Source organism: Methylobacterium sp. GC_Met_3 (assembly GCF_026540775.1).
Classification (GTDB): Bacteria; Pseudomonadota; Alphaproteobacteria; order Rhizobiales; family Beijerinckiaceae; genus Methylobacterium.
Genome location: NZ_JALNUL010000001.1, coordinates 375,251 through 400,711, shown reverse-complemented (window position 1 = coordinate 400,711; position 25,461 = coordinate 375,251). Strand labels below are relative to the sequence as shown.

General features: G+C 68.5%; 22 protein-coding genes and 1 pseudogene. 9 read left to right on the top strand and 14 right to left on the bottom strand.

Features of this window, described 5'->3' with window-relative positions; all coding sequences use genetic code 11:
• Nucleotide 1: 1 nt before the first annotated feature.
• Both OXS27_RS02035 and OXS27_RS02030 read right to left on the bottom strand, forming a co-directional pair.
• On the bottom strand, nt 2-202 hold the full coding sequence (locus OXS27_RS02035) for a hypothetical protein (RefSeq protein WP_243927720.1): 201 nt from the start codon (nt 200-202) through the stop codon (nt 2-4).
• Nucleotides 199-1,248, bottom strand: a complete 1,050-nt coding sequence (locus OXS27_RS02030) for a hydantoinase/oxoprolinase family protein (protein WP_267353914.1) — start codon at nt 1,246-1,248, stop codon at nt 199-201. Before OXS27_RS02030 ends, OXS27_RS02035 begins: the two co-directional genes overlap by 4 nt.
• A gap of 21 nt (nt 1,249-1,269) precedes the next feature.
• On the opposite strand from OXS27_RS02030, the gene OXS27_RS02025 reads away from it, so the two are divergent.
• The 3 genes from OXS27_RS02025 to OXS27_RS02015 all read left to right on the top strand — a co-directional run bounded on the left by OXS27_RS02025 (nt 1,270) and on the right by OXS27_RS02015 (nt 4,016).
• Nucleotides 1,270-1,989 (top strand): HisA/HisF-related TIM barrel protein, encoded by a 720-nt coding sequence (locus OXS27_RS02025; protein ID WP_267353912.1) that lies wholly within the window; start codon nt 1,270-1,272, stop codon nt 1,987-1,989.
• A gap of 69 nt (nt 1,990-2,058) precedes the next feature.
• A complete protein-coding gene (gene leuD / locus OXS27_RS02020) occupies nt 2,059-2,661 on the top strand; it encodes a 3-isopropylmalate dehydratase small subunit (RefSeq protein WP_243927714.1) in 603 nt (200 codons plus the stop codon).
• Nucleotides 2,662-2,813: 152 nt separating this feature from the next.
• Complete coding sequence (locus OXS27_RS02015; protein WP_267353911.1) at nt 2,814-4,016, top strand: lytic murein transglycosylase; 1,203 nt, start codon at nt 2,814-2,816, stop codon at nt 4,014-4,016.
• Between the two features lie 302 nt (nt 4,017-4,318).
• Here OXS27_RS02015 and hpnH read toward each other — a convergent pair whose 3' ends face one another.
• A complete protein-coding gene (gene hpnH, locus OXS27_RS02010; protein ID WP_267353910.1) occupies nt 4,319-5,482 on the bottom strand; it encodes an adenosyl-hopene transferase HpnH in 1,164 nt (387 codons plus the stop codon).
• A gap of 640 nt (nt 5,483-6,122) precedes the next feature.
• On the opposite strand from hpnH, the gene OXS27_RS02005 reads away from it, so the two are divergent.
• Complete coding sequence (locus OXS27_RS02005) at nt 6,123-8,789, top strand: MMPL family transporter (RefSeq protein WP_267354278.1); 2,667 nt, start codon at nt 6,123-6,125, stop codon at nt 8,787-8,789.
• 4 nt (nt 8,790-8,793) lie between these two features.
• On the opposite strand, the gene OXS27_RS02000 is transcribed toward OXS27_RS02005, so the two are convergent.
• The 6 genes from OXS27_RS02000 to OXS27_RS01975 form a co-directional block, all read right to left on the bottom strand.
• Nucleotides 8,794-9,669, bottom strand: a complete 876-nt coding sequence (locus OXS27_RS02000) for a helix-turn-helix domain-containing GNAT family N-acetyltransferase (RefSeq protein ID WP_267353909.1) — start codon at nt 9,667-9,669, stop codon at nt 8,794-8,796.
• A gap of 32 nt (nt 9,670-9,701) precedes the next feature.
• Entirely contained in the window at nt 9,702-10,544 is an 843-nt protein-coding gene (hpnK, locus tag OXS27_RS01995; protein WP_267354277.1) for a hopanoid biosynthesis-associated protein HpnK, read from the bottom strand.
• Nucleotides 10,545-10,668: 124 nt separating this feature from the next.
• Nucleotides 10,669-12,102: a hopanoid biosynthesis associated radical SAM protein HpnJ gene (gene hpnJ, locus OXS27_RS01990; protein WP_210027513.1), complete on the bottom strand. Its 1,434-nt coding sequence runs from the start codon at nt 12,100-12,102 to the stop codon at nt 10,669-10,671.
• Between the two features lie 56 nt (nt 12,103-12,158).
• Nucleotides 12,159-13,367, bottom strand: coding sequence for a bacteriohopanetetrol glucosamine biosynthesis glycosyltransferase HpnI (hpnI, locus tag OXS27_RS01985; protein WP_267353904.1), 1,209 nt, complete (start codon nt 13,365-13,367; stop codon nt 12,159-12,161).
• Between the two features lie 84 nt (nt 13,368-13,451).
• A complete protein-coding gene (locus tag OXS27_RS01980; RefSeq protein WP_267353902.1) occupies nt 13,452-14,063 on the bottom strand; it encodes an ABC transporter substrate-binding protein in 612 nt (203 codons plus the stop codon).
• Entirely contained in the window at nt 14,054-15,166 is a 1,113-nt protein-coding gene (locus OXS27_RS01975; protein ID WP_243927702.1) for a flippase-like domain-containing protein, read from the bottom strand. Before OXS27_RS01975 ends, OXS27_RS01980 begins: the two co-directional genes overlap by 10 nt.
• A 210-nt stretch (nt 15,167-15,376) precedes the next feature.
• Between OXS27_RS01975 and OXS27_RS01970 the strand changes: the two genes are divergently transcribed.
• A complete protein-coding gene (locus OXS27_RS01970; protein WP_243927700.1) occupies nt 15,377-16,552 on the top strand; it encodes an amidinotransferase in 1,176 nt (391 codons plus the stop codon).
• Nucleotides 16,553-16,776: 224 nt separating this feature from the next.
• Here OXS27_RS01970 and OXS27_RS01965 read toward each other — a convergent pair whose 3' ends face one another.
• Together OXS27_RS01965 and OXS27_RS01960 are read right to left on the bottom strand one after the other, a co-directional pair.
• Nucleotides 16,777-17,787, bottom strand: coding sequence for an alpha/beta hydrolase (locus tag OXS27_RS01965; RefSeq protein ID WP_267353899.1), 1,011 nt, complete (start codon nt 17,785-17,787; stop codon nt 16,777-16,779).
• A 132-nt stretch (nt 17,788-17,919) separates the two neighbouring features.
• Nucleotides 17,920-18,705: an FkbM family methyltransferase gene (locus OXS27_RS01960; RefSeq protein WP_267353897.1), complete on the bottom strand. Its 786-nt coding sequence runs from the start codon at nt 18,703-18,705 to the stop codon at nt 17,920-17,922.
• A gap of 332 nt (nt 18,706-19,037) precedes the next feature.
• Here OXS27_RS01960 and OXS27_RS01955 point away from each other — a divergent pair, with 332 nt between their 5' ends.
• The gene (locus OXS27_RS01955) at nt 19,038-19,529 is read left to right on the top strand and encodes a hypothetical protein (RefSeq protein ID WP_267353895.1); all 492 of its coding nucleotides are present in this window, start codon (nt 19,038-19,040) and stop codon (nt 19,527-19,529) included.
• Nucleotides 19,530-19,538: 9 nt separating this feature from the next.
• Nucleotides 19,539-20,393: a 3-deoxy-8-phosphooctulonate synthase gene (gene kdsA, locus OXS27_RS01950; protein ID WP_243927693.1), complete on the top strand. Its 855-nt coding sequence runs from the start codon at nt 19,539-19,541 to the stop codon at nt 20,391-20,393.
• Between the two features lie 111 nt (nt 20,394-20,504).
• Here kdsA and OXS27_RS01945 read toward each other — a convergent pair.
• Nucleotides 20,505-21,176: pseudogene (locus OXS27_RS01945) on the bottom strand (class I SAM-dependent methyltransferase); the annotation flags it as partial.
• Nucleotides 21,177-21,502: 326 nt separating this feature from the next.
• Between OXS27_RS01945 and OXS27_RS01940 the strand changes: the two are divergent.
• Nucleotides 21,503-21,844, top strand: a complete 342-nt coding sequence (locus OXS27_RS01940; protein ID WP_243927689.1) for a hypothetical protein — start codon at nt 21,503-21,505, stop codon at nt 21,842-21,844.
• A gap of 75 nt (nt 21,845-21,919) precedes the next feature.
• On the opposite strand, the gene queF is transcribed toward OXS27_RS01940, so the two are convergent.
• Nucleotides 21,920-22,372 (bottom strand): preQ(1) synthase, encoded by a 453-nt coding sequence (queF, locus tag OXS27_RS01935; protein WP_243927687.1) that lies wholly within the window; start codon nt 22,370-22,372, stop codon nt 21,920-21,922.
• A 271-nt stretch (nt 22,373-22,643) separates the two neighbouring features.
• Between queF and eno the strand changes: the two genes are divergently transcribed.
• Nucleotides 22,644-23,933: a phosphopyruvate hydratase gene (gene eno, locus OXS27_RS01930; protein WP_243927685.1), complete on the top strand. Its 1,290-nt coding sequence runs from the start codon at nt 22,644-22,646 to the stop codon at nt 23,931-23,933.
• Between the two features lie 265 nt (nt 23,934-24,198).
• Here the strand turns inward: eno and OXS27_RS01925 are convergent, their stop codons facing one another.
• On the bottom strand, nt 24,199-25,371 hold the full coding sequence (locus tag OXS27_RS01925; RefSeq protein ID WP_267353890.1) for an adenylate/guanylate cyclase domain-containing protein: 1,173 nt from the start codon (nt 25,369-25,371) through the stop codon (nt 24,199-24,201).
• Nucleotides 25,372-25,461 lie beyond the last annotated feature (90 nt).

The following is a 25,461-nucleotide window of genomic DNA, read 5'->3' as shown; positions in this document are numbered from 1 at the left end:
CTCAAGCCGCCGCAGGCGGGCCGTCGTCCTCCGGCTCGGCGGGCGAGTTGAGGATGTCGTCCAGTTCATCGACCAGCCGGTCGATCTGCTCCTCGGTGGCGAGCACCTTCAGGACCTCGCCGGTCTCCGTCTCCACGGCCAGCTCGATATGCGGCCCGACCCGGGCGGTGAGGATCCGAGCCAGGATCTTGATGGCGCTCATGCGACTGTTTCCTCCGTGGCGATGAGGCCGACCGCCACCGCCGGGCCGCAGGTCGAGATCCATGCGCGCGGGCCGGCGATCCGGTCGTCCAGAAGATCCACCAGCGGCACGGCTCTGCGGCCGAGCCGGTCCGCGAGGCGCTCCCCCAGGAAGGCCCCGACCCCGCAGGTGATCAGGGGAGCTGTCTCGCAACAATCCGGCCGGCCGAGCAGGAGCGCGGCTGCATCGTGCAGCAGGCGCAGCTGCGCCTCGGCGAAATGCGCCGCCAGCGCCGCCCAGGCCGAGCCCGGGGCCTCCGCGCGGTCGCGCCCGACGATCCGGGCGAGCCGAGTCTCGCTCTCCGGGACCGACTTGCCCTTGCGGTCGCCGCTCGCCTGCTGGTCGGCCCCCTCGGGGAGCAAGCCGAGGATCCGGTAGGCGTCCGCCATATGGGCGAAGGTCTCGGTCATCAGCCGGGTGCGCCGGCCGGCGAAGGGCGCGTGGTCGGCGAGCGCGATCACCGGCGTGCGGACCACGCCCGTGTAGACCAGTTCCCCCGTCTCCAGGCGCTCGGCGTCGCTGTAGCCCGTTGCTGCCGGGCGGCCCCCCACGATCGGGATCAGGTCGGTGGTGGTCGAACCGATATCGACCAGCAGCGCGTCCGGCGCGATCCGCCCGACGAGCGCCGCGGTGGCGTGCCAATTGGCCGAGGCCACGTCGGCGGCAACCTCCGCGGCCGCCTCCGGAGCGACAAAGGCCGAACGGCCGGCATAGATCCGCACAGATCCATCGAGATGCGCCGCGGCCCAGCCTGCGAGCGCGGCCACACCCGCCCGGCGGTCGGCGAAGCAGTCGGTCAATTCGCCCGTCATGGTGACCGCGTGCCGGGCCTCAGTTCGGGCCCAGTCCGGAAGGCGCGCGAGGGCCTGATCGAGGGCCGGCAGCCCCTGCCAGAGCGGGCAGGGCACCTGGACGGCCGCAACCACGCGCCCGGCCTCCACCAGCGCGGCCTTGACGTGAACCCCGCCGAGGTCCCACCCGATCGTCTTCAGGGATGGTGAGAGCATGGGACCGCGATGAACACCTCGATGGACCACGAATCCGGGCGCCCCGGCTTCGCGGTGATCCCGGTGCTCGATCTCCGGAACGGCCGCGTGGTGCGGGCGCGCCGGGGCGAGCGCTCCTCCTATGCCCCGATCGAGACGCCCTTGGCAAAGGGGTCTGCCCCCGACGCGGTGGCGCGCGGCCTGTGCGATGCGTGGCCGGCCACGATCCTCTACGTGGCGGATCTCGACGCGATCATCGACCACGCACCACCGGATCTGGCGGCGCTGACGGCGATTGCCCGCGCCTGTCCTGGCGTCGCCCTGTGGGTGGATGCGGGCTTCGCCGATCCGGAGGGCATCGCGGACTTTCTGACCACCGGCCTCGGCCGGCCGGTGATCGGCAGCGAGAGCCAGGCGGATGCCGGCCTGCCGGCGCGATTCGGGGGTCGCGCAGTGCTCTCCCTCGACACGCGCGGCGCCGAGCGCCTCGGCCCCGCCGCTCTCCACGATGATCCGTCGCTTTGGCCGCCCGAGGTGATCGCCATGACGCTGGCCCAGGTCGGCGCCGGCAGCGGCCCCGACCTCGCGGCGCTCGCGGCCCTGCAGGCGCGGGCCCCGGATCGCAGCCTCTACGCGGCGGGCGGCGTGCGCGGGCCGGACGACCTGCGGGCGTTGCGCGAAGCCGGGATCGCCGGCGCCCTGGTGGCCTCGGCGCTGCACGACGGCACCCTGTTGCGGGCCGACGCGGCGGATCTGGCCTGACGCTTCCGGCGCGCACGCGGCGCTGATAAACCCCCCGATAGAACACTGAGCTGCGAGAGCCGTCAGACGATGGAAAAGTTCACGACCCTGGAGGGCGTCGCGGCGCCCATGCGGACGATCAACGTCGACACCGACCGGATCATCCCGGCCAAGTACCTGAAGACGATTAAGCGGACGGGGCTCGGCAAGAGCCTGTTCGCCGAGATGCGCTACCGCGAGGACGGTTCGGAGAACCCGGATTTCGTGCTGAACCAGCCGGCCTACCGGAACGCCAAGATCATGGTCGTCGGCGACAATTTCGGCTGCGGCTCGTCGCGCGAGCACGCGCCCTGGGCGCTGGCCGATTTCGGCATCCGCTGCGTGATCTCGACGAGCTTCGCCGACATCTTCTTCAACAACTGCGCCAAGAACGGCATCCTGGCGATCACCGTCGCCCCGGAGGATCTCGAGAAGCTGTTCGAGGACGCCGAGCGCGGCGCCAACGCCACCCTGTCGGTCGACCTGGCGGCGCAGACCATCCGGGGGCCGGATGGCGGCAGCCTGCATTTCGACATCGAGGCCGGACGCAAGCACAACCTCCTGAACGGGCTCGACGAGATCGGCCTGACCCTGGAACGCGCCTCGGCGATCGACGCCTACGAGCAGAAGCTCGCCCAGCGGGAATGGGCCTGATCGGATCGGACGGGGATCCCATAGGGCTCAGCCCTTTGGCGGCTTGCCGGGGCTGGGCCCTGGCGCATCGGACGGTCCGCGCTAACGCGCCGTTAACCCTCGTGCTGCCTGATCCGGCCGCTACAATGCGGGCGAGAAACGGGAACGCCAGGATGCGCCATCAGTGCTTCGGGCCGGGCCTCGCGCTCGGGTTCGGTCTCCTCACCGTGGGCGCCGCGAGCCAGCCGGCGCGGGCGGATTTCGACGGCTGCCTCGCCGGCATCCAGGCCCAGGCGGCGGCGGCCGGCGTGTCGGCCCAGACCTTCCGGTCGGCGACCAGCGGCATCAGCTTCGACGACAAGGTCATCGAGCTGTCCCAGGCGCAGCCCGAGTTCAAGACGCCGATCTGGGATTACATGGCCGCCCTGGTCGATGACGAGCGCGTCGAGGACGGGCGGGCGGCGATGCGCCAGAACGCGGCCGCCCTCGCACAGGCCGAGGCGCGCTACGGCGTCGACCGCTATACGATCGCGGCGGTCTGGGGGGTCGAATCGAACTTCGGCAAGAACCTCGGCAAGATGCCGCTGGTCCAGTCGCTCGCGACCCTGGCCTGCTCCGGCAACCGCCGCCGCGACTTCTTCCGCGGCGAATTGATTGCCACGCTGCGGATCATCGAGCGCGGCGACATCGCGCCGGAGCGGCTCACCGGCTCCTGGGCGGGGGCCTTCGGCCAGACCCAGTTCATGCCGACCACCTATCACCGCCTCGCCGTCGACGGTGACGGCGACGGGCGGCGCGACGTGGTCGATTCGGTGGCCGACGCGGTCGCCTCCACGGCGAACTTTTTGCACGTCGCCAAGTGGCAGAACGGGCAGGTCTGGGGCTACGAGGTGAAGCTGCCGCGCGGCTTCAGCGTCGCGTCCGCCGGGCGCAAGAACAAGAAGCCGATCACCCATTGGGCCTCGCTCGGCGTGACCCGCGCGGACGGCCGCCCGCTCTCGGGGGAGGGGCCCGCCGGGATCATCGCGCCGGCCGGGATCGACGGCCCGGCCTTCCTAGTCACCAAGAACTTCGACGCGATCTACTCGTACAACGCCGCCGAATCCTACGGCCTCGCCATCGCGGTTCTCTCGGACCGGCTGCGCGGGAAGGCGGGCGTCCAGGCGGCGTGGCCGACCGACGATCCGCCCCTGTCCCGCGCCGAGCGGCGCGATCTCCAGACCCGGCTGGCGGCCCGCGGCTACGATGTCGGCGAGCCGGACGGCAAGGTCGGCCAGAAGACCCGCGACGCCATCAAGGACGTGGAGCGCCGGCTCGGCATGACCCCGACCGGCCGACCCGGCGGCAAGGTTCTGGAAGCTTTGCGCGGCAGCTGATTGCTTCCAAGCTCCGGTCAGCCCACGACCCGAACCTTTTCACGGGCGCATGCAGCGTCAGCGGAATGCGACCTGGGACCCGGCACAAGACGTCGCGAAGCGTCGTTCGGGATCAACTCGGGCCGCTTACGCGGCGTTTCCTGAACCAGATCCCGGATCAGGTTCCGCTGGCGCTCCACCTGCCCGGGACAGAAGTGCGCGTCAGATAGGGGCCTGCCGCAGACTCGGCCCTACTAAACCCCGGAAAAGCAAAACCCGCGACCTCTCGGCCGCGGGTTCGAATTCCGTCCGTGCTGCGCCGATCAGGCGGCGGTGCGCTTGCGGGCTTCCTGCTTCGTGTCGACGCCGGCCGCTTTGATCTCGGACAGCTTCTGCGCGACGTTGCGCGAGAACACGAACTCGGCCGGGCGCTGGTTCTCCAGGCTGACCTCGGGGGCCATGGCACCGTCGGTCTTGATGCCGCGGATGGCGTGGACCAGCGGCTTCCACGGCTTGCGGACCGAATCGACCACCGAGGAGGCCTCGTAGCCCGAATGGACCATGCAGTCGGCGCACTTCTCGTAGTTGCCGGTGCCGTAGGAATCCCAGGCGGTCTCCTCCATCAACTCCTTGAAGGTCGCCGCGTAGCCTTCACCGAGCAGGTAGCAGGGCTTCTGCCAGCCGAACACGGTGCGGGTCGGGTTGCCCCACGGGGTGCAATGGTAGGTCTGGTTGCCGGCCAGGAAGTCGAGGAACAGGCCCGACTGCTGGAAGGTCCACTTCTCGCGGCCCTTCTCCTTGCCGTGCCGGAACACGCCGCGGAACAGATCCTTCGTCGCCTTGCGGTTCAGGAAGTGCTTCTGATCCGGCGCGCGCTCGTAGGCGTAGCCCGGGGAGACGGTGATGCCGTCGATGCCCATGCGGGTCACGCTGTCGAAGAAGTCGGCGATCTTCTCCGGCTGGGAATTGTTGAAGAAGGTGCAGTTGATGGTGACGCGGAAGCCCATCTCCTTAGCCTTCGCGATTGCCGCCACCGCCTTGTCGTAGACGCCGCGCTGGCAGACCGACTGGTCATGCATCTCCTTGTCGCCGTCCAGATGGATCGACCACGTGAAGTACGGGCTCGGCTTGTACTCCTTGATCTTCTTCTCAAGGAGCAGCGCGTTCGTGCACACGATCGCGAACTTCTTCTGGGCGATGATGCCCTCGACGATCTGCGGCAGGTCCTTGTGCAGGAGCGGCTCGCCGCCGGCGATCACCACCACGGGCGCGCCGCACTCGCGCACAGACTCGAGCGCGTCGGCGACCGGCAGCCGCTTGTTCAGGATCTCGTCCGGGTAATCGATCTTCCCGCAGCCGGCGCAAGCGAGATTGCAGCGGAACAGCGGCTCCATCATCATCACGAGCGGGTAGCGTTTGCGACCCGTCAGGTGCTGTTTCAGGATATAGCCGCCGATCTTCGCGACGTACCGGAGGGGGATACCCAAGATAGCGGCTCCTTCACTTCGTCGGCCCCGGAGGCATCGGGGTGCTTAACACGAAAAAAAACGCGATTTCCAGCGATCTAGCTTGGAACTAATCTCAATCGGCCCTGTTTCGGCGGCACGATGACATCTTATTCCGCGCCTGACGCAACGGTGCCACATGAGCCGCTTATCGCGGCCTCGTGGGCAGGGACATTCAGACGTTGAGGACAGCACGTGCATTGCGTCGGCAATGCGACCGGACATCCGGAATTCCGGCCGCGATGCAACAGACGCCGTGCGCCAGCGCACATATCCTCCCCGGCGACCGGACCGGGTCGGCCGCGTTGCAATCTGGCACCACCCTCTTTACTGAACCTCGGGGCAGCGATGCAAGCCGTGGCCCGAGCCGTGGCCTAGGGTGGATGGCGGCGCCGCGATCCATTTCGGCCGCGATCGGCGAGTGGACGCGTTTCGTGCGTCCGGGGCGGACCACGCGGCGTTCCTCGACCCCGGTCCGCATCCGAACGGATTGCGGGGCGATCGGCACGCGGGCACTGAGCCCTGCCGGAGCCGGTCTCCGGGATCCCGAGGCGTTCGATATGTTCGATGGTATGTGTCGGCCGCGCCGTGTGCGTGTCCGGGGCGAACAGGCAGGGTGCTCGTGATCGAAAGTCTCGTCGCGTTCTCGGTACGGTATCGGTGGATCGTGATCGCCATCGTGGCGTTCGTCACGGTCGCGAGCGCCGGGGTGGCGGCGCATCTGTTCCGGATCAACACCGATGTCGAGCGCCTGATTGATCCGAAGGAGCCCTGGCGTCAGGACGAGATCAATTTCGAGCAGGCCTTCCCGCAGCGGTCGAACACCATCGCGGCGGTTATCGACGGGCAGACGCCCGAGGAGACCGAGGAGGCGGCCGCCAACCTCGCCAAGGCGCTGACCGCACATAAAAACCTGATCGAGACGGTCTATCGGCCGGATGGCGGACCGTTCTTCGACAAGAACGGCCTGCTGCTGATGTCCCAGGCTGAGCTCGATAAGACCCTCGAATCGCTGACCCAGCAGCAGGGGCTGCTCGGCCCGCTCGCCGCCGACCCGTCGCTGCGCGGCGTGATGCGGGTTCTGACGCTGGGCGCCCGCGGCGTGAAGACCGGAGACGCCAAGCTCGAGGATCTCGAGAAGCCCATGGGGCAGATCGATGCCACCCTGAAGAAGGTGCTGGCCGGCCAGCCGGCGCGGATGTCCTGGCAGGAGCTGCTCTCCAACGGCCAGAGCAGCGTCACCGACAAGATGAAGTTCGTGGTCATCCAGCCGGTGCTGGACTTCAATGCCCTGGAGCCCGGCTACCAGGCGACCAAGCTGATTCGGAACGTCGCCCAGGATCTCAGGATCGATACCGAGCACGGCCTGCGCATGCGGCTGACCGGCACGGTGGCGGTGGCCGACGAGGAATTCGCGACGCTCTCGGAAGATGCGGGCGTCAATTACAGCGTCACGGTCGGCGCGATCGTCCTGTTCATCTGGCTCGCCCTGCGCTCCGCCCCCCTGGTTTCGGCCGTGCTGATCACGACCTTCGCGGGCCTGATCGTCACCGCGGGCCTCGGACTGGCGATGGTCGGCGAACTCAACCCGATCTCGGTGGCCTTCGCGGCGCTGTTCGTGGGGCTCGGCATCGATTTCGGAATCCAGTTCGCCGTGCGCTACCGGGCCGACCGCTTCGAGCAGCCCGAGATCGGCGCCGCGCTCCGTGCCGCGGCCCGCGGCGTCGGCTGGTCGCTGACGCTCGCGGCCATCTCGCTGCTGGCCGGCTTCTTCGCCTTCCTGCCGACGGCCTTCCGCGGCGTGTCCGAACTGGGCCTCATCGCCGGCGTCGGCATGATCGTGGCCTACCTGTTCGCCCTGACGCTGCTCCCGGCCCTGATCGCCGTGTTCAATCCCAAGGCCGAGAAGGCCGCAGTGCAGACCGACTGGCTGGTCGGCGTCGATCCCTGGATCATCCAGCATCGCAAGCCGATCCTGATCGCGGTCGGCCTGATCACGCTCGCGGGCGCGCCGCTGCTCTGGCACCTGCCGTTTGATTCCAACCCGATGCACCTGCGCAGCGCGAAGACGCAGTCGATCGCGACCTATCTCGATCTGATCAAGAACCCCGAGACCAGCCCGAACTTCATCGACGTGCTGGCACCGAGCGTCGAGTCCGTCCCGGCGCTGTCGAAGACGCTGATGGCGCTGCCGGTCTCCGCCTCGGTCAACAGCATCGACACCTTCGTGCCGCGCGACCAGGACAAGAAGCTCGCGCAGATCGCCGACACGGCGCAGCTCCTCGATCCGGTGCTCAACCCGGGCCGCCGGCCGCCGCCGCCCACCGACGCCGACAACGTCAAGGCGCTCAAGGATGCCGCGGCGGCGCTGAACGGCGTCTCGAACGATGCCAAGGGCGACCAGACGGGGGCGCAGGCTGCCAAGCAGCTCGCCGGCACCCTCGACACGCTCGCCTCCGGCGCGGTACCGCAGCGCGAGGCGGCCTCCGTCGCCCTGACCAAGGATCTCGGGCCGCTGCTGGCACGCCTGCGCGACCTGCTGCACCCCGAGAAGATCACCCTGGACAACCTGCCGCCGCAGTTGAAGGCCGACTGGGTCGCGGCCGATGGGCGCGCGCGCATCGAGGTTCATCCGAAGGGCGATTCGAACGACGACGCCGTGCTGCGCCGCTTCTCGGATGAGGTTCTGAAGGTCGCCCCCCACGCCACAGGTGCGCCGGTGGCCACGACCCAGTCGAGCTACACGATCCTGGGCGCCTTCGTGCAGGCGGCGGTGACGGCCCTCGTGCTGATCTTCGTCATCCTGTCGGTCGCGCTGCGCAAGCCGTGGGACGTGGCGATGACGCTGGGTCCGCTGGTGATCGCGACCCTCTGGACGCTGATGGCGATGCGCATCGTCGGCATGCCGCTCAACTTCGCCAACATCATCGCGCTGCCGCTGATGCTGGCGGTCGGTGTGGCGTTCCACATCTACTACGTGATCGCGTGGCGGGCGGGCGTGACCGACATGCTCGCTTCCAGCCTGACCCGAGCGATCTTCTTCTCGGCGCTGACCACGGGCAGCGCCTTCGGGTCGCTGGTCCTGTCGAGCCATCCGGGCACGGCGAGCATGGGCAAGCTGCTCGCGTTGTCGCTGTTCTTCACCTTGGTGGCAGCGTTCTTCGTGGTGCCGGCGACGCTGGGCGAGCCGCCCGCTCAGCCCGACGAAGATCGCCCAGAGGCCGAGAAGGCTGTCGGTGCAGCGTTGCGGAAGAGCACCGGGTTGAAGGATCCGGTGCCGGCCAAGTAGCCGATCAGAGCGCCTTCTCGAAGAAGTGGTCCGGGTAGGGGTCGTCGTTGAAGCGGTCGATCTCGATCCAGCCCGCCTTCCGGTAGAGCGCAAGCGCTTCGGGAAGGGCGCTGTTGGTGTCGAGCCGCAGCGTCTGGATGCCGAGGTCTCGGGCTGCCGTCTCGGCCGCCTGCATCAGGCGCTTGGCGAGGCCGAGGCCCCGGGCGGCGGGGTCGATCCAGAGCCGCTTGATCTCCGCCACGGGGCCACAGCTGCCCTTTAGGCCGACGCAGCCGACCGGGAGTCCGTCCGCGACGGCGAGCAGGAAGGTGCCGCGGGGCCGCACCATGGCGGCCGCCTCCGGGTCGCAGGACAGGGCGACGTCGAACCCGCCGGCGAAGCGGGTCACCAGTTCGGCGTAGTAGGCGGCGAGGCAGGCGCGGGCAGGCTCACTCGTGGGATCGGATTCCTCGATCGCAATGGAGTCGCGGCTCAGGGCGAGAGCGACCCGATCCATAGCGTGCAGGAGGGCATCCGCCTGCGGTGCACGTTCGAGAAGATCGACAGCACGGGCATCCGACAGCGCCTCATAGGCCTCGAACTCGCGCCGCCCTGCCTCGGTCAAGGACGCGACCCGACGTCGGGCATCCGCAGGATGCGGCGCCGTCACGATGAGCCCCTCATCCTCGAGACCTCGCAGGAGACGACTCATCAGGCCGGAATCGAGGCCAAGATAGCCACGAATTTCGCCGACCGCGGTGCGGCCGGCCCCGATGGCGTTCAGGACACGCGCCGCGCCCAAGGGGCGGCCGCGGCCCAGGAATGAGGAATCGAGCGCTCCGACCTCTGCGGTAACGGCACGCGCGAACCGGCGGACGCGGGCAATTTCGATCGTCTTCATATTATCTGACTAAAATCAGACAACTAGGCCGGTCAACCGAGGAAATCGGAGAATCCGCCGCGTACCGCGCCGGACGCGTCGGCCGCCGCCCGGGCGGCGGACGCCACCAGCGCATCCCGCTCGTCAGCGTATCGATAGCCCGGTGCCTGGCCTGCGAAGCCACTCGCGGTGGCCGGATGCGTATAGAGTTCGGTCAACCCATCCGGGAGATGCCGCAGGAGCGCCGCCACGCGGTCGGGCGTCATGGCGCCGGACCATGCGAGGCCGAGCGTCCGATCCGGGATCAGCAGGCCGGCCTGCCGGGCGCGGACAGCGAGCAGAGCCGCCCAGGGGGCGATGTCGAGGGCTGGGCGAGGGCGGGCGCCGGGCTCGGCGCAGCGCAGGATCTCTCTCGGCTCACGGGGCACCCGCAGGGCGCGCATCCCGAAGTCGCGGCCGATGCGCAGCACCGCCCCGGCGATCAGCGGGTGGACGTGGAAATGCTTGTGGGCGTCGACGTGGTCCAGCGGCAGGCCGGTGGCCCGATAGGCCTCGAACTGCGCCCTGATCTCGGCGGCGAGCTGGCGCCGGGCGGCGGGCTTGCGGGCGAAGTCGAGGCCGAGACGGCCCATATCGGACCGCATCAGGCCGGCCGCGTCGGTCAGGTCAGGCAGTTCGGCGGCCGCCAGGGTCGGCCACGCCTCCACCAACACGAGGTGCAGCCCGACCCGCAGGGACGGCAACCGGCGGGCTCGCACCACCGCGTCGGCGGCGGCCGGGGCGGAAACCATCAGGCTGGCCGACGTGAGGATCCCGTCGCGATGCGCCTGCTCGACGGCCTCGTTGACCTCGAGGCTCAGCCCGAAATCATCCGCGGTGACGACCAGACGCTTCACGAGAACCTCGATCATGGGTGTCGAGAGGGCTCGCCCTCTCGCGGGCCCAGGGCGGGGCCCTGGGAAGGATGCGGGGCTCCGCCCCGCACGCCCCGCCGGGGCCGAGGGCCCCGGACCCCTGTCCTTACGCCGCCTTGGCGGTGCCCTGGCGCTCCTTGAGGAAGCGGTAGAACTCGACGCCCTCGCGCAGGCGGCGCTTCATCATGTCGGGCGAGCGCACCATCTCGCTGACGATCGAGGCGATCTTCGGCGCCCGGAAGTAGAACTTCTTGTAGAACTCCTCCACCGAGGTGAAAATCTCGGTGTGCGAGAGGTGCGGGTAGTGCAGCGGCGCGACCTGGACGCCGTTCTCGTCAACCAGCTCGGCGTTCTCGATGTCGAGCCAGCCGTTCTCCACCGCCTGCTTGTACAGGAAGGTGCCCGGGTAGGGCGCCGCCAGCGAGACCTGGATCGTGTGCGGGTTGATCCGCTTGGCGAAGGCGATCGTCTCCTGGATCGTCTCCTTGGTCTCACCCGGCAGGCCGAGGATGAAGGTGCCGTGGATGGCGATGCCGAGGTCGTGGCAATCCTGGGTGAACTTCTCGGCGACCTCGACCCGCATGCCCTTCTTGATGTTGTGCAGGATGGTCTGGTTGCCGGACTCGTAGCCGACCAGCAGCAGGCGCAGGCCGTTCTCCTTGAGCACCTTCAGGGTCTCGCGCGGCACGTTCGCCTTAGCGTTGCATGACCACGTGACGCCGAGCTTGCCCAGCTCACGGGCGATCTCTTCCGCGCGCGGCAGGTTGTCGGTGAAGGTGTCGTCGTCGAAGAAGAACTCCTTGGTCTGGGGGAACTCCTTCAGGCAGTACTTGATCTCCTCGATCACGTGGGCGACCGAGCGGGTGCGGTAGGTGTGGCCGCCGACCGTCTGCGGCCAGAGGCAGAAGGTGCAGCGACTCTTACAGCCCCGGCCCGAGTAGAACGAGATGTAGGGGTGCTTCAGGTAGCCGATGAAGTACTTCTCCATCTCCAGGTCGCGCTTGTAGACGCTGGTGACGAAGGGCAGCTGATCCATGTCGGTCATGATCTCGCGGTCCTCGTTGTGGACCACGACACCGTTAGCATCGCGATAGGACAGACCCTTGATCTGTGCCATCGGCACGCCGTCTGCGACTTCCTTGACGGTGAAGTCGAACTCGTTGCGGGCGCAGAAATCGACCACCGGAGCCTGGGCCATCGCGCCGGCGGCGTCGACCGCGACCTTGGCGCCGATCAGACCGGCGATCAGCTTCGGATTGGCGGCCTTGAGCGCCTCGATGGTCTTCACGTCGGACTTGAACGACGGCACCGAGGTGTGGAGCACGACGAGGTCGAAATCGTTGGCCTGGGCCACGATCTCGGGGAGCTTGATGTTGTGCGGCGGCGCGTCGATCAGCTTCGAGTTCGGCACCAGGGCGGCCGGCTGGGCCAGCCAGGTCGGGTACCAGAACGACTTGATCTCGCGCTTGGCCTGGTAACGGGAGCCGGCACCGCCGTCGAAACCGTCGAAGGTGGGGGCCTGGAGGAAGAGCGTGCGCATGGGGTTCAAGGCCTCAGGGCAATGCGGGGGAGGGGGCGGAGGAGGAGTGGGTCAGTTCAGCGGAGCGGCGCGCCGGCGTCGCTGCCGAGCTCCGCGTCGGGGATCAGGGTGCCATCCGCAACCACGTGATAATCATGACCTTTCCATGTCACCGCCCCCGACACGAAGGCCCAGGCGAAGTTCAGGAAGGACAGGCTGTCGCGGATCGGCAACAGTCCGTAGGGGTGCGGGGCGAGGTTGAAGGCCCGCTCCAGCTGCCGGCAGAGGAGGATGCGGCTCGCCAGAGCTAGGACCGCCACCCCGAGGGCGACCGGGCCGCCGCCGGACAGCACGGCACCCAGGACGGCGAGCGGGAAGGCGTGGGTGACGATCGAGCCGGCATAGCCCGCCGGGTCGACGGTGCGGATGGTGCGGTTCCAGCGCAGCTCGTGCCGCCATAGGCCGGCGAGATCAGTGTCGACGCTGGTATGGCCGATGGTGAAGCTCGGGATCGCCACCCGGCCACCGAGACCGCGGAGCGCAGCGCCGATGGCATAGTCGTCAGCGAGGTCGTTGCGGAAGGTGCGGAAGCCGCCCACCGCCTCCAGGTTCGCCCGGGTGAAAGCGACGGTGGAGCCGAAGCAGGGCTTGGCCAGCCCGAGACTCAAGCCCATCACGACGTTGGGCAGGAAGTGCGTATCGATCGCCAGCGTCGAGAGCCGGTCGTAGAGGCCCCGGAACGCCGGCACCCCGTGGTAGAGGCAGGTGACCCCGGTGACGCCATCCTGCGACAGCTCGGCGACCAGGCGCTCCAGATAGTCGGGACCGACCACCATGTCGCTGTCGGCCAGCACCACCACCTCGTGGGCGATCCGCTCGGACATGTTGATGAGGTTCGAGACCTTGCGGTTCGAGCCGTGCTGCCGGGCGTCGATCACGAGGTCGATGCGCGCCGCCGGATAGGCCTGCTTGAGTTGCTCCACCACGCCGATCGCCGGATCGGCGGCCTTCTGGACGCCGAACACGATCTGGACCGGCCCGGCATAATCCTGGCGCAGGACACTCTCGAGATTCCCGTAGAGCGAGGGCTCCAGCCCGCAGAGGGGCTTGAGCACCGTCACGGAGGGCCGCGGAGCGCCGGGCGTCAGGGCGGGGATGGGACGAGCCGCGTAACGGCCGGCGCAGAAGGCAGCAGCCAGCCCGTAAAGGCAGCCTGCCGCCGCCAGGATCAGGCAGAGCAGCGAGAGCCACGAGAGGGCGAGCAACGTCAGGGCGGTAACATCCATCCGATCGGGTCCGTGCGATCGTCCCGCCGCCTCAGGCAGCGATGGCCGCGAACGGCCGGTTCAAGGCGGCACTCTCGGCGGCGATCACGGCGTGGGCTTGGCGGCGAGCATGCCGTCGGCCCGCTGGCGCAGGAACTTCACGGCGCCGTCCGCGCCGCCCGACTTCAGCGGTGCCGACAAAGCGGTCCGCTGTGCTGCGACCTCGCTCACGTCGCCGTTGAGCAGGACGTCCTGGATGCGGTTATTGGCATTCACGACGAAGTCGACCGCGGAATCGTCGCCGTCCGCCGTGGTCACCCGGGTCGCCACCACCCGCTGGGCGCCGCGCTCCTCGACCTGAGGGGTGACGTCGAACTTGCCGCCGGCCGCGCGGGCGAGGCGGTTGGCGTAGGTGACGGTCAGGCTGCGCTTGAACGCGTCGGTGACCGCCTCCTGCTGCTCCGGGGTGAAGCTCGACCATTTCGAGCCCACTGCGATGCGCGCCATGGCGGGGAAATCGAAGGCCTTATCCATCGCCGGACCCACGGCTTCGACGCGCGCGGGCAGGGGGGCCGGGCCGTCCTTCAGGGCGGCCGTGAAGGCGGCGTAGAGGTCGCGCACCGTCTGAACGGCGGGATCGTCCGCGGCCCAGGACGGAACCGGGACGAGCAGGGGAACGGCGATCAGGGCGGCAACGAGCCGGCGGGTCAGGCGCACTTCTTCAACTCCTCGCCCTCGCCGAGCCGAGCGCCCATGCGGGGCGGGGCGTAGCTGTAGAACGGCCCGAGCGTCGCGGCCTGCGGCACCCGCTTGGCGCTGCGTGCGGTGTCCACCACCGCCTCGCGCTCCTCGTCCTCCGGCGCCTCCGCGCGCAGCTTGGTCTCGATCCGGTGCCAGAGCAGCAGGCTCGGAAGGCCGACCCCGAGATCGGCGAAGCGCTTGACCAGTGAGAGGGCCAGCGCCGCCTCGGCCGGGATGTTGAACAGGCCGCACAGGGCGATCAGGCCACCCTCCTGGGCCCCCAGGGCACCGGGCACCGCGAAGGCCGCGCCGCGCACCGCCTGGGCCAAGCTCTCGATCATCAGAGCCTGCGCGAAGTCGATCGGGTAGCCCATGAAGTGCAGGCAGACATAGACTTCGAGCGTCCCGATCACCCAGCCGATCAGGTGGACGCCCAGCGCGGCGGCGAAGCGGCGGTGATTGGCGTAGAGGCGGCGCAGACTGTCGTAGAGCTGGTCGATCGCCCCGAAGGCGCGCCACTCGCGGCCCGATGCGAAGCGGCTGAGCAGGCCCTGGATCAGGCGGTGCCCCGCCCGCCGCTGGATCAGGTAGAAGGCGCCGAGCGCCGGCACCGCAAGGGCGAGACCGCCCGCGACCGTCCGCGCGATCGGCCCGTCGCCGCAGATCACGATCAGCACGGCGAGGCCAAGTACGGTGAACAGGAGCTGCGTCAGCGCCTGGGTCATCAGGTCGACGAACATGCTCGCCCCCGCGAGCGCGCCCGGCACGCCGCGCTTGGACAGGAGGCGCGCCCCGACGAAATCGCCGCCGACGGTGGCCACCGGCAGCAGCGTATTGATCCCCTCGCGCACGAAGCGGAGCGACACGCAATCGGCGAGCTTGGCGGCGCCTTTGGGGAACACCACCTGCCAGCCGAGCCCCGCCCAGGCGACGGCCACGATGCGGGCCAGCACCACCAGGGCGGTACCCCAGCCGGCAGAGACGACGGCGGCCGAAACATCCTCAAGACCGGAGGACATAAACAGGCCGACGACCGTGCAGAGACCGGCGATCGAGGCCAAGGTCGTCAGGCGCTTCATTGTCGTCTTTCAAGCTCGCAAAAGGCTTGATGCGGGAAATCGGCCACGGTCGCGGCAGAAATAGGTCCGACGGGCCGAGAACGTTTCTGCCACGTTGCAGCACGGATGAGCGCTGTCTATCACCCGTTTAACACACCGGGGGCCAAAGCGGCGGCGGCGCAAGAGCGCCTGCGTAGAAGGCCGCGGCACGTCGCAGAAGGGGCACACGTCATGGAGCGCGAATCACCGATCACGGCCCTCGAGGCCGTGAGCGAGGACACGCATGCCGGCCATTATGCGGGTGGAGCGGCGCCGGGCGTGCCGGCCCCGCACTCCCCCGTGATGGCGTGGAACGAGTGGGATCCGCTGGAGGAGGTGATCGTCGGCTCGCTCGACGGCGCCACGATCCCGACCCACCACCTGACGGTGATCTTCAATCTGCCGCGCGCCGCGCAGCCGTTCTACCGGCTGGCGAGCGGCTGGAAGTATCCGGGGTTCATGAAGAAGCTGGCGCAAGCCGAGCTCGACAACTTCATCACCATCCTGGCCGGCGAGGGCGTGAAGGTCCGCCGCCCCGACACGGTAGACTTCTCCAAGAAGTTCAAGGCGCCGCGCTGGTCCTCCCGGGGCTTCTGCGTGGCCTGCCCGCGCGACCCGTACCTCGTCATCGGCGACGAGATCATCGAGAGCCCGATGTGCTGGCGCTCGCGCTACTTCGAAGGCGACGCCTACCGGTCTCTGTTCAAAGAGTATTTCCGCGCCGGCGCCCGTTGGACCTCGGCGCCGCGTCCGCAGTTGACCGACGACCTCTACAACTACGATTACCGGGTGCCGAACCTGAAGGCCGGCGAACCCATGCAGTTCACGGTCAACGAGTTCGAGCCGGTCTTCGACGCCGCCGACTTCGTCCGCTGCGGCCGCGACCTGTTCGTCACCCGCTCGAACGTGACCAACCTGATGGGCATCGAGTGGCTGCGCCGCCACCTCGGCCCGGGCTTCCGTATCCACGAGATCGAGAGCCGCTGCCCCCAGCCGATGCACATCGACTCGTCGTTCATGCCGCTGGCCCCCGGCAAGGTGCTGGTGAACCCGGACTACGTCGACGTCGAGAAGCTGCCGGCCGTGCTCAAGAAGTGGGACGTGCTGATCGCCCCGCGCCCCGACCCGGTCGAGGGCTTCATGAGCAAGATCTCGATGTGCTCGCCCTGGACCTCGATCAACGTGCTCGCGATCACCGAGAAGAAGATCGTCGTCGACCAGAGCCAGCCGACGCTGATCAAGGCGCTGAAGGATTGGGGCTTCGATCCGATCCCGGCGCCGTTCCTGAGCTATGGCCCGTTCGGCGGCTCGTTCCACTGCGCGACTCTCGACGTGCGCCGCCGGGGTGTGCTGAAGTCGTATTTTTGATAGTCGCGAAAGCCTAACACCACGGCAGAACTCTCCTCCCCCTTGCGGGGAGGAGTTGGAGGTGGGGGTGGGGCAGAAGGCACCGCTGCGTTCGATCCTGAACCACCCCCACCCCTGCCCCTCCCCACAAGGGGGAGGGAAAAGCGCCTTGTTTTTGAAGACCTTGGCGCCAAATCAAGGCGCTCGGATCCGCCAAACCGGATCAGGGAAGGGGCCATCCGCGCTCACCGCGCCGCGATCCCCTCGATCAGCGCCTTGTTGAAGCCCTCCGGGTCGGACATCTGCGGCGCGTGGCCTAGGTTTGGAAATTCGACGAGCCGAGCACCCGGGATCGCCTGCGCGGCCGCCCGGCCCAATTCGGCATAGTGGCCGAGACTCGCCCGCACCTCCGGCGGGGCGAGGTCCTTGCCGATCGCCGTGTTGTCCTTCTGGCCGATCATCAGCAGCGTCGGCACCGCGATCTGCGGGAACCGGTAGACCACCGGCTCGGTGACGATCATGTCGTAGACGAGCGCCGAATCCCAGGCGACCGCCTCCTTGCCGGGCCCGCTGTTGAGGCCGGCCAGCATGGTCACCCACGGCTCGTAGCGGGGCTCCCATTGGCCCGCGTAATAGGTCCCGGTTTCGTAGGCGCGGATCGATTCCGCCGAAGTCTTCAGCTCCCGCTGATACCACTGCGCCAGGGAGATCGGCGGCAGGCCCTTGGCGCTCCAGTCCTCCAAGCCGACGGGATTGACCAGCACGAGCTGCTCCACCGCCTTCGGGTAGAGCAGGGCGTAGTGGGCGGCCAGCATGCCGCCGGTCGAGTGGCCGACCAGGATCGGGCGCTCGACCCCGAGTTGCTCCAGCAGCGCGTGCGTGTTCTCGGCGAGTTGCCGGAAGGTGAACTGATAGGCCGCCGGCTTGCTCGATTTGCAGAAGCCGATCTGATCGGGCGCGATCACCCGGTAGCCGGCCGCGCTGAGCGCGCGGATCTGGCTCTCCCAAGTGGCGGCGCAGAAGTTCTTGCCGTGGAGCAGCACAGCGGTCCGGCCGTTCGGCGTCCCGGCCGGCACGTCAAGATAGGCCATCTGGAGCGTTTGGCGCTGTGACGGGAAGGTGAAGCGCTTGACCGGGAAGGGATAGTCGAACCCTTCCAGCTCCGGTCCGAAGGCCGGGGTGGCGACACGGTCCGCCGTCGCCGCGCCGGCAGAGGCCAGCGCGAGGAGCGCGGCGGCGAGGATGGGTCGGAGCATGGTCGCGTCGGAGCCTCGTATGCCAGCGGCGTCAGGCGCCGCGCCGCCGGCACAGATCGGGCATCCGGAGGGCGCTGTCCATGCTGCGGGCCCGGTGCGTCAGCGACCGGGCCCGGGCAGCGCGGAGTAACCTCAGGCCGCGGCCGGCTGCGCCACGGCAGCCTGATCGCGCTTGGTGTACCAAGCGTCGGACATGGAGAACGACGCGAACCGGCGCTCGTACCCCTTCCGCGCCATAAGTTCGGCGAGCGCTTCGTTCTGCTGCGGATCGGTATTCGCGACGCAGAGCAGCGTCACATCGTGTTCGGCGAAATCGAAGGACTTCAGAAGGTCGAGCGTATCCTCCTCGGCGTTGATGCTCAGGAAGTCGATCGTGCGCGGCGCATCCGCCGCCTGCAGAAGGCTGCGCAGCGTGATGGTCTCGACCTCGTACCGCTTTCCACCCCGCCGCGTGCCCGTTGCCGGAGCAGTCCCGGCCGACGCATCTTCGGCACTGTCCGGGTCGTTGAACAGGATCTTCAAGCCATCGTCGGTGTAGATGAACTTGTTCGTGACGTAGCAGGTCCGGTCGGCGCGCAGCTTCTCGTGCCGGCTGCGTGCCGGTTCCGCGATCGCACCCTGCCAGCCATAGAGTTTCTCAAGCAGGCGCGTGGTGCTGGCACCCCGATTGTCCGCGGCACCGAACTCGACGAAATAACCGTTCCGCTTCTCACCGAGTTCGAACAGGGCCCAGAGATCCTGAAGGAGCGGCGCACTGGAGAGCGCCGCGCGCCGGGCCGCGAAGGTGAGGAAGTCGATCGCTTCGGCGTGAGCCTCCTGGCCCGGACCGACGAGCTTCTTGATCTCCGCGATCGATCCTTCGAGCGTGTCTCGAACACTCAAGACCGACCTGAAGACGATTCCAAGCTCATTTTCCACGATTAACTCCTCTACATACGCGTCCGAGCGATCGGTCCGTCGCAGATCCCCGGAACCTTCCGGGCCGACATTCATCGATCAGCGTGGCATTCTGCCTGTCCCGCTCAGGCCCCCGCACCGGACGACCGGCCGATTGACGGAACTAGGCAAGAACAATCCAACCCGGATGAATTCGCCCACATACAATACAGAGCCCATATTGGGAATAAACCAACGTCATTCTGCACGTATCGAAAGATAAGATCGATACAAGTAAAGAACAACGCGGACTATTTTACCCTTCTTACGGCCGAGCCTGGGATGAGCTTTTGCAAAGGATTTGGAACGAGTCAATGACACGAACCACAAAAACGATCTTAACGCTTGCTATCCTGACCGGCCTCAGCACAGCTCCGGTCCTTGCCGCGGATGCGTGCGATAGCCTGGCCGCCCGGGTGATCCACGACACCGGCGCTTCGCTCGCCGGCCGGGCCGGCCCCTACGCGGTGTTCCGCGCCGAGGATGCGGAGCGGATGAGCCTCGATTGCCGGGCGCCCGCGCGGATCACCGTGGCCTCCCGGGATCGGGAGCCGTCTCAGGCTTATTTCATCCTGGTCGGCCGCGCGGCCCAAGCCCTGGCCGGGGCGGATCCCGCCGCCGCCGAGGTGCTGGCGCTCAACCTGCATCAGGCCAGCCTCCTGGCCAACGCCCCGCGCCGCGGCAGCTCCGGTCGCGCGTCGATGCTGTGCGAGATCGGCCCTCGGACCGATGGCCTCCGGGAGGATCTCACGGTCTGCCGGGTCGCGCCCCGCACCGGGCTTTCGCGGATCCGCCGTGCGGGCTAGACCGCACCCATGTCGAATCCCGAACACCCCGGTCCCGTCGTCCAGGTGGGCCAAGCGCGCTTCGCCAACCACTTGCCGCTCGCGCTGATCGCAGGCCCGTGCCAGCTGGAGGGGCGAAACCACGCCCTGGAGATCGCCGCTGCCCTCAAGGAGATGACGGCGCGTGCCGGGATCGGGCTCGTCTTCAAAACCTCGTTCGACAAGGCCAACCGCACCTCGGGCAGCGCCGCCCGCGGCGTCGGCCTGGACGAGGCGCTGCCGGTCTTCGCGGAGATCCGCGAATCCCTGGGCCTGCCGGTGCTGACCGACGTGCACGCGGCCGAGCATTGCGCCCGGGCCGCCGAGGCGGTGGACGTGCTCCAGATCCCGGCCTTCCTGTGCCGCCAGACCGACCTGCTCCTGGCGGCGGCCGCGACTGGCCGGGCGGTCAACATCAAGAAAGGCCAGTTCCTAGCGCCCTGGGACATGAAGCACGTGGCCGCCAAGGTCACGGAGGCCGGCAATCCCAATGTCATCGTCACCGAGCGAGGCGCCTCGTTCGGCTACAACACCCTGGTCTCCGACATGCGCAGCCTGCCGATCATGGCGCAGGTGACGGGCGGCGCGCCGGTGGTGTTCGACGCGACCCATTCCGTGCAGCAGCCGGGCGGCCAGGGCGCGAGCTCCGGCGGCCAGCGCGAATTCGTCGCCGTGCTGGCCCGGGCCGCCGTGGCGGTGGGGGTGGCGGGGGTGTTCATCGAGACCCATCCCGACCCCGACCGGGCGCCCTCCGACGGCCCCAACATGGTAGCGCTGAAGGACCTGCCGGCGCTGCTCGCCGAACTCATCGCCTTCGATAAGCTGGCCAAGAGCCGCGTCGCGTAGATGGGATTTCCCAAGGGCGGGCCCTTTGGTGGGTTGTCAGGACAAAGCCTTGACTGAGTTCCAAGGCTCCGCCCTGGACCCGCGAAAGGGCTCGCCCTTTCGAAACCCCGATCAGGGGCGCGCCAGCACCTGGATCCGCAGGGGTTGGACGAGACCGTAGCGGCCATCCGCCTCGCGTTCTGCCGCAGCCTCAAATGCCGCCTCCACGACGGGGCGCCGGGCCTCGACCGTTGCCGCGCGGGCGGGGTCCACGGCGCAGACCCGCGCCAGGAAGGCATCGAGGGACGCGAAGCTCTCCCGCCGCTCGACCGTAACGTCGCGGCGGCATGCAAACGTGCCGCCGGACAGGGCTGCCGCGATCGCGTCCTGGGCGGCCGCGCGCACCGCAGTTTCGTCCTCGATGGGCTGCAGGGCGTCGAAGAAGCTGCCCACCGCGAGCGGTTCCACCACGACGAGCGACCCGCCCGGGACGAGCACGCGCGCCGCCTCGACGAGGGCGGCGGCGGGGTCGGGCACGTGGTGCAGGGCGTTGAGCAGGACGGCCCCGTCGAAACTGGCATCGAGGAAGGGTAGGGCTTCGCCCGAGGCGGCCTCGAACCGCGCCTCCGGGACCGCGGCCCGGGCTTGCGCAAGCGCCGCATCGCCCGGGTCGATGCCGGTCACCGCAGCACCATCCTCACTCAGGCGTTTCGCGAGCGTTCCGCCGCCACACCCGATGTCGAGGATCCGCTTGCGGGACAGCGGCGCGAAGGTCTCGCGGATCAGGGTCAGGGCATCCATGCGGTCAGTCCTCCAGGGCTGCCATCATAGGGCGGCACGGGGCGGAGGCGATCTCGGCGTGCTTCGAGCAGAGGCGGCCCCTGCGTCGCGGGATGGCGACCCGATTGGGCCGAGATGCGCGCGCATCGGAATATTTTCGCAAGGTTTCGGATCGGACGCTCCCCGGAACGGCAAGCAGCGCCGCACGGCCGAGGCATCGCGCATGATGAACCGCGGTTCATAAAACTGACTGTGTGCGGAGCCGCACGCCAAGACCTGTGAGAACTTGGAACTGTCCCGCGGTGGCTACGTTATTGGGCAGGTTCGATCGAGGATCGAGAAGGAACATCATGCGCAAGATCGGTATCATCGCCACCGCCGCCGCTCTGGCCCTCGGCAGCGTTGCCGCCACGTCCAGCGCCGAGGCACGTCCCTACGGCTACCATGGCGGCTACGGCGGCTACGGTCACGGCGGCTACTACCGCGGCGGCCGTCGCGGCATCGGCACCGGTGCCGCCATCGGCCTCGGCATCGCCGGCCTTGCGGCTGGCGCGATCGCCGCCGGCGCGGCCCGTGACAGCTACTACGGTGGCGGCTACGGCTACGCCCCGTCCTATGGCTACGGCTACGCGCCCGTCTACGGCGGCGGCTACGCGGCTCCGGGCTACGGCTACTATGGCTACGGCTACTGAGATCCAGTAACCGTCAGTGAAGGGGCGGCCGGCGCAAGCCGGTCGCCCTTTTCGTTTGGCGGGATCCGTCGCCCATCACCGGCCGCGATAGGGCGGGACTCCGGGATCGGGCAGCCACGCGTTCTTGGGCAAATCGCCCGTCTGCCAGAACACATCGATCGGGATGCCGCCGCGGGGATACCAGAACCCGCCGATGCGCAGGTAGCGCGGCTCCAGAAGGTCGCGCAGCCGCTTGCCGATCGCCACCGTGCAATCCTCGTGGAACGCGCCGTGGTTGCGGAACGCGCCCAGATAGAGCTTCAGCGACTTCGACTCCACCAGCCAGTCCCCCGGCACATAATCGATCACCAGGATGGCGAAGTCCGGCTGGCCGGTGACGGGGCAGATCGAGGTGAATTCGGGCGCGGTGAAGCGGGCTACGTAGTCTGTATCGGCGTGCGGGTTCGGGACCCGGTCGAGCCGCGCCTCCTCGGGGGAGGTCGGGAAGGGCGTCGGCTGGCCGAGTTGGAGCGTCTCAGGTGCGGTCATGTGAGCGGTATAGATCTGGAGAGTTCCAGATTCAAAAGGGCAGAGCCCAGGTCCATTGGGGGCTCTGCCCCCAAGCCCCGGCCAAAGGGCTGGCCCTTTGGGATCCCCTTAGTTGATCGCTTTCCAGTTCGGGCTGTCACGACACGTGCACAGGCACGGCCTACGGCGGTGCTTGCCGCCGAACGCGGCTTGACGGATAAGCCGCCGCGATGCGCCGCACCCCGAATCGGGGCTGCCGCCGCCGACAAGCGGCCCCGCGAGAGGACGTTCCATGACCGCGATCACCAATATCAGCGCCCGCGAGATCCTCGACAGCCGCGGTAATCCCACGGTCGAGGTCGACGTCATCCTGGAGGATGGCTCGTTCGGCCGCGCCGCAGTCCCCTCGGGCGCCTCCACGGGCGCCCACGAGGCGGTGGAGCTGCGCGACGGCGACACGAACCGCTTCCTCGGCAAGGGTGTGCTGAAGGCGGTCGAGGCGGCACAGACCGAGATCCTCGACGCGATCGGCGGCATGGAGGCCGAGGAACAGGTCGCGATCGACGAGGCGATGATCGAGCTCGACGGCACGCCCAACAAGGCGCGGCTCGGCGCGAACGCGATCCTGGGCGTGTCCCTGGCGGTGGCGAAGGCCGCGGCCGAGGCCTCCGGCCTGCCGCTCTACCGCTACGTCGGCGGCGTGCAGGGCCGGGTGCTGCCGGTGCCGATGATGAACATCATCAACGGCGGCGCGCATGCCGACAACCCGATCGACTTCCAGGAATTCATGATCATGCCGGTGGGCGCCGATTCGCTCGCCGAGGCCGTGCGCATGGGCTCCGAGGTGTTCCACACCCTCAAGAGCAAGCTGAAGAAGGCCGGCCACAACACCAATGTCGGCGATGAGGGCGGTTTCGCCCCGAATCTTCCGTCCGCTGAGGCCGCCCTCGATTTCGTGATGGACGCGATCAGCGCCGCCGGCTTCAAGCCCGGCCAGGACATGGCGCTCGCCCTCGACTGCGCCGCCACCGAGTTCTTCAAGAACGGCGCCTACGCGTACGAGGGCGAGGGCACGAGCCGGACCATCGAGGCGCAGGTCGACTACCTCGCCCAGCTCGTCGACGCCTACCCGATCGTCTCGATCGAGGACGGCATGTCGGAGGACGACTGGGCCGGCTGGAAGCTGCTGACCGAGAAGATCGGCGATCGCTGCCAACTCGTGGGCGACGACCTGTTCGTCACCAATGTCGAGCGCCTGTCCCGCGGCATCGCGGAGGGTACGGCGAACTCGATCCTGATCAAGGTCAACCAGATCGGCACGCTCACCGAGACCCTGGCGGCGGTCGATATGGCCCAGCGCGCCGGCTACACCGCGGTGATGTCGCACCGCTCCGGCGAGACCGAGGATTCGACCATCGCCGACCTCGCGGTCGCCACCAATTGCGGGCAGATCAAGACCGGCTCGCTCGCCCGCTCGGACAGATTGGCCAAGTACAACCAGCTGATCCGCATCGAGGAGGGCCTCGGCCCGCAGGCGCTCTACGCCGGCCCGTCGGCGCTGAAGCAGCTCGCCCGCCGCTGAAGCCGCGCAGGCCCGCCTCGCCTGAGCGAGGTGGGCCATTCCTGTCACGAACCGGACCCTTTTCCCGGACAGGTGAAGCGTCAGCGGAACCTGATCCGGGAACCAGCACAAGAACAGGCCGCGACCGCGGCACTGGTTAAACCAGACGGACGCTTCGCGACCTTCCGTGCTGGATCCCGGGACACATTCCGCTGGCGCTGCATGCGCCCGGGAAAAGGGCGGCGCCTCGAGCCATCCGTGCGGCGCTCTATGAGAAGGCCGGCTTTCACGCCCCCGGCACGCTCCAGACCCGCATCGGCCGCGACAGGCCCCGCAACTCGATCGTCCCGACTGCCTCCAGCCGCCGCGCGCACCGCTCGGCAAAGGCATCCGACACCAGAAGTTCGTGGCCGAGCGCCGCGCATTGGCTCTCGATCCGGCTGGCCTCGTTGACCGCCCGCCCGATGATCGTGAAGTCGAGCCGCCGCGCGGTGCCGACATTGCCGTAGATCACCGTCCCGAAATGCACGACGCACTCGGCCGGCAGTTCGGGCAGCCCGGCCGCGCGGCGGCGGACATTGAGCGCCGCATTGGCCGCGAGTCCCTCGGTCGCGGCATCGAGGGCGCCGCCGCAGACCGGGCAGGGGAGGGCGCCGGTGTCCGGCACCGGGAAGATCGCCAGGAACCCGTCCCCCAGGAACTTCAGGATCTCGCCCCCGTGCTGCTCCACCGGGTCGCCGAGGGCGTCGAAATGCTCGTTGAGCCAAGTGACCATGTCGGCCGGATCCACCCGGTCGGCCAGGGCCGTGAAGCCGCGCAGGTCGGTCAGCAGGATGGCGGCCGGCACGGCGCGTCCCTCGCCCCGCCGGATCTGGCCGTCGAGGACGCGCTCGGCGGTTGAGCGGCCGAGATAGGTGGCCGACACCTCGCGGAAGGTGTGGGCCAAGCCCATCTTGGCGATCGCCAGGGTCAGGAACGGCAGCACGTCCGCGATGGCCGACAGGTGCGCGTCGGTGAAGCCGGCGGCCTCGCGGGTGCAGAACGAGACCGCGATGCCCTGGAGCGCCGTGCCGGGGGCGAACGCGACGATGTGCAGGACGTAGTCGACCCCGCCCTGCGCCCCCAGCGCCTTCAGGACCGGAAAGTCCGCCTCCAGCTCGGGGGCGTCGAGGCGCCAGCGGCCGAACGTCTCGCCGGTCTCCACCAGGGCGTAGACCGGGCTGAGAAGCCAGTCGCTCTCCTCGTCGGCGCCGTGGGCATTGGCCACGAACGACATCCCCTCGCCCGCGTGCCAGTTGAGGCTGACGCCGCGCAGCATCGGGTCCAGGGCCGGCGCCATGACGCTGACCCGCCAGACCGGGATGCTGGCCTCGACCAGCGACTCGCAGAAGCCGGAGAGCAGAGTGTCGTGGTCGTCGGTCGCCGTGGCGTGTTCGGCGATCCAGCGCCTCAGATGCATCAGGTCCATCCCTCAGGCTCGCCCTCTGTTCGTGCCGGTCGCGGTGCGTGATCGAAGAGATCCGTTAACCTTTCCGCGCGAGGGTCACGC